The sequence below is a fragment of the Vagococcus sp. AM17-17 genome (assembly GCF_003471765.1).
Lineage (GTDB): Bacteria > Bacillota > Bacilli > Lactobacillales > Vagococcaceae > Vagococcus > Vagococcus teuberi.
Genome location: NZ_QRJY01000026.1, coordinates 1 through 3,754 on the forward strand (window position 1 = coordinate 1; position 3,754 = coordinate 3,754).

Here is a 3,754-nt window from a genome sequence, read left to right on the forward strand (position 1 = left end):
CATTGGTGATTCACAAAGTGAGTGCCTCGATGTGTTGGTAAGTGTGGTACTTCGTAAAAGAGAGATTATGTTAAGCAATAGATTAGATAACTGAAAATAGTTCATTCGACATAATATTTTTATTCAATTATAAAAATTCAATTAGAATTAAACTATTTTAGGTTATCACTCGATGATTGAGAGGTTTTCAAATTTTTTTTTTAACTATTCCTTGCATAAATAGCCTTTAAACTACTCATTTTAATTTAATACAAGGAATATTTAAGTTGATATACTAAAGCATATTTAATATTTCTAATGGGAGTGATTAAAAATGTCTATAGTTAAAATTGATAGTATTAATTTAAAAAAAATGAGTTTTTTCGATATTTATGACTTTGAGGATTTTTTTTTAGAAAATGCCTTGATAGAAAATGAGATAATAAGTGATCAATGTATTGAAAAATTATTTATTGAAGATAGTATAATCGAACACTGTGAATTAAGTGGAAATAATTTTGTTAAAGCTGAATTTACTAACTGTATATTTAAAAATTGTGATTTTTCAAATACAGTCTTATCAGAATCGGTATTGTACAAATGTGAATTTATCAATTGTAAAATGTTAGGCTTAGATATTTCCGAAGCCTATATAAATACAAATTTATTTTTAGAAAATAACATGGAAATGGTTAATTTATCAAGTGCTAATTTCAAAGAAGTTTCTTTCTCCGATTGTAATCTAACTAATACTGACTTGATAGATGCAAAGATGGTGAAAACCACATTTGACAGTTGTAAACTAGATAGTATGAATCTCACAGGAACTCTTTTAAAAAAAGTAGACATCAGCACTTGTCATTTTACTCATTTACCATTAAGTATTGAAACAATTTCTGGTAGTATCGTAAATGAACACCAAGCACTAATATTAGCAAGAGACCTTCTGAAAGTTAAAATAAAGTAGCAAACTACTCTTTAGACTAAGTATAACGCGATTTATGTTAACTCTGACAAACTCTAAATAAAATAGATATATTTACCCTAGATTAAGCTAAAGGCTCTCAGAACTAATTCTGAGAGCCTTATTATTCGTATAACAGTTGATTATGTTAACTGATAAGTTAAATAACTTTTAAATCTTTTTTTTCATATTGATTATGACCAGGCTTGCTTTTTTTTAGCTTCCAGCATTTAATTGCATCTTTTAAAGTTAAATCTGGATTTTCTAAAAAGAAATCTCTGATGTAAGTATTATATTCAAACTGTGAATCAATTTTTTCTGTTTTTTTTGATACAATTTCTGGGTAAACTTTTATTGCTTCTGAATATTTTTTACCAGCATTATTTTTTAACCATTTTTGAAATGCCACTTTGAATTTAAACTGTTTTCCTAGTTCACTTTTGAAAAATTCTCTATGTACCTCTGAACATGTAATATTTTCTTCAATGACTGTATTTACTGTTATACTTTTGGGGATATTAGATTTTGTTTTTTTCTTAATATTTTTTACTTCACCAGAACTTATATAGCAATAAATTCTTTCTGTTAAATCTTTTTTGTTTCCTGCTGTGGGAATACCTTCTAATCTACAAAAACTTACTAACTCTTCTTTCAAGTAATAATATTCTCTAAATGTTTCTGGATTCATCCCTCGAACTAATTCAGGTCTCTTCACATCAAAATTCCTCCATTATTTTATTTATTATTATATCATGCTACAAAAAATAGACTTCGTATAATTTGATTTATATTAACTCTGACAAACTTTAAATAATTTTACTATAAAATAAACTAAAGGCTCTCAGAATTGATTCTGAGAGCCTTATTCTTCGTATAATCTTACATTATGTTAACTAAAAAGAGTCTAAATATATAGACTCTTTCGATTAAATATTTTTATTCAGTATTGGCTTTCCATCTTCATCAACTAAAACAGTCATTCCTCCACCTGATGCATATCTAAAATAAAGATACTGTACTCCAGTTTCTTTATCTGTAAGAATTATTGTCTCTGAACCCATCTTACTTTGAATTTTATCTGTAATAAATCTTTCTTTATCCATAATAAAATCTCCTTTATTTTTATTATATCATTGATTAATTGACTCGGTATAATTTGATTTATGTTAACTCAGACAGACTTTAAATAATATCTCCCTAGGGCTCTCAGAATCATTTCTGAGAGCCTTATTCTTCGCATAAAATTGTATTATAGAAACCTAAGGGTTAAATAACTATTATTTATTTAATTTTTTCAATTCTTCTTGTTCTATAAAGAAAGTTACTTCTCCTGTTTCCATATTAACGTTTGCTTTAACTTCTGGATTAGGATTTTTAAAACTTAGGTCCTTATTCAAAATTTTATTTTTTATTCGTAAGGGTGCTGTTGTACCATAAGTCATTGTTTTAAAAATTTTAGTTGTCAATTTAAGTTCCTCCTTAAGTAATTCATCTAAAGTACATCCGAATAGAACACTCATTTTTAATAAATTTGAAATGTCAGGAAGAGTTTTATCACTTTCCCAACTTGAGATGGTTGGTCTAGATATGAGTAATTTTTCTGATAACTCTTCTTGTGTCCATCTTTTTTGAAGTCTTTTCGATTTGAGTATTTTCCCAAATGTCATTCTCTATTCCTCCTGATTTAATCCTAGTAAATAAATTTACTTTATTCAGTTCGATTCTCTTTATATTTTACGGTTGTTAAGTGATTTTTACAAAAAAATACTTAATATAATTTGATTTATGTTAATCAAACAAAATTTAATACGGTTTTTAGACAAGGGAACGTATCTATGTTCTCTTTATTTTGTTTTCAATTTCCGATACAATATTGCATATCACAGTGAAACGGAGTTGAAATGCTTGAGAAATGATGAAACATACAAAACAATGAAAGAAATAGCTTATATTCTAGGCGTTTCTAAGCCCACTTTGTTTAGATTCTTAAAAGCTAACTCGTTTCATGAAACGTTTAAGAAACGCAACACTAACATGTATGATGAAACGACTACAAAAGCTATTATAGAGAGCTTTAAGCAAGAGAAAAGCGAGGAGCGTTTCATTTTATCAAGAAACGATGAAACGACTGATGAAATTCTTATAGAAAGCTTAAAAGAGCAAATATCATTACTAAAAAAGCATGACGAAGAACAAAAAGAACAAATAAATAAACTTCATGCGTTGTTAGACCAGCAACAACAATTACTACTTTACGAGCAACAAAAAAATACCAAACTCCTAGAAGAAAATATAGAAAATAAAAAATGGTGGCAGTGGTGGAAATAAAATAGCTTTTTATTCTTATCATTTGCTACTGATTTTTAATCTAAGGTTGTTAGGGTTTACCCTGACCGTCTGTAAGACGTTTAAATAACTTTAATAAGAGTTTTATATAAGAGAGCTTATAGGGCTCTTTTTTTTGCGTTTTAAAGCCATCCAAGAATCTATTTAAGAATGGTTTTTTCTATTAGCGAAGGAACGTCAGTGACTGCTGCAAGTTTAATGTGAGAGTGGGTTTCTCTCACTCCTTTTTATATCTTTTAGTCTTACGCATAGATCAATTTAATAAAAAGAAGTGATTTTTAGGTGGGAATAATAGGGAGTAATGTTATATAAATGTTTTAAAGATGTTTTAAAAGATGTTTTAGGGTGTCTGTACGCCAATAGCATCAATGGATTGCGAGGTATTAAGGCAATGGATTGGGAGTATTAAGGCAATGGATTGGGAGTATTAAGGCAATGGATTGGGAGTATTAAGGCAATGGATTG

At 28.1% G+C, this 3,754-nt stretch carries 5 protein-coding genes; 2 read left to right on the forward strand and 3 right to left on the reverse strand.

What is annotated here, in order from left to right:
• The first annotated feature begins 313 nt into the window (after positions 1-313).
• Entirely contained in the window at positions 314-946 is a 633-nt protein-coding gene (locus DW196_RS10835) for a pentapeptide repeat-containing protein (protein WP_118251267.1), read from the forward strand.
• 157 nt (positions 947-1,103) lie between these two features.
• Here the strand turns inward: DW196_RS10835 and DW196_RS10840 are convergent, their stop codons facing one another.
• The 3 genes from DW196_RS10840 to DW196_RS10850 all read right to left on the reverse strand — a co-directional run bounded on the left by DW196_RS10840 (position 1,104) and on the right by DW196_RS10850 (position 2,610).
• Positions 1,104-1,631 (reverse strand): DUF6434 domain-containing protein, encoded by a 528-nt coding sequence (locus DW196_RS10840; protein WP_118251272.1) that lies wholly within the window; start codon positions 1,629-1,631, stop codon positions 1,104-1,106.
• A gap of 238 nt (positions 1,632-1,869) precedes the next feature.
• Positions 1,870-2,046: a DUF6440 family protein gene (locus DW196_RS10845; protein WP_118251268.1), complete on the reverse strand. Its 177-nt coding sequence runs from the start codon at positions 2,044-2,046 to the stop codon at positions 1,870-1,872.
• Positions 2,047-2,220: 174 nt separating this feature from the next.
• The gene (locus DW196_RS10850) at positions 2,221-2,610 is read right to left on the reverse strand and encodes a helix-turn-helix domain-containing protein (RefSeq protein WP_118251269.1); all 390 of its coding nucleotides are present in this window, start codon (positions 2,608-2,610) and stop codon (positions 2,221-2,223) included.
• A gap of 238 nt (positions 2,611-2,848) precedes the next feature.
• Between DW196_RS10850 and DW196_RS10855 the strand changes: the two genes are divergently transcribed.
• On the forward strand, positions 2,849-3,271 hold the full coding sequence (locus tag DW196_RS10855) for a hypothetical protein (protein WP_118251270.1): 423 nt from the start codon (positions 2,849-2,851) through the stop codon (positions 3,269-3,271).
• Positions 3,272-3,754 lie beyond the last annotated feature (483 nt).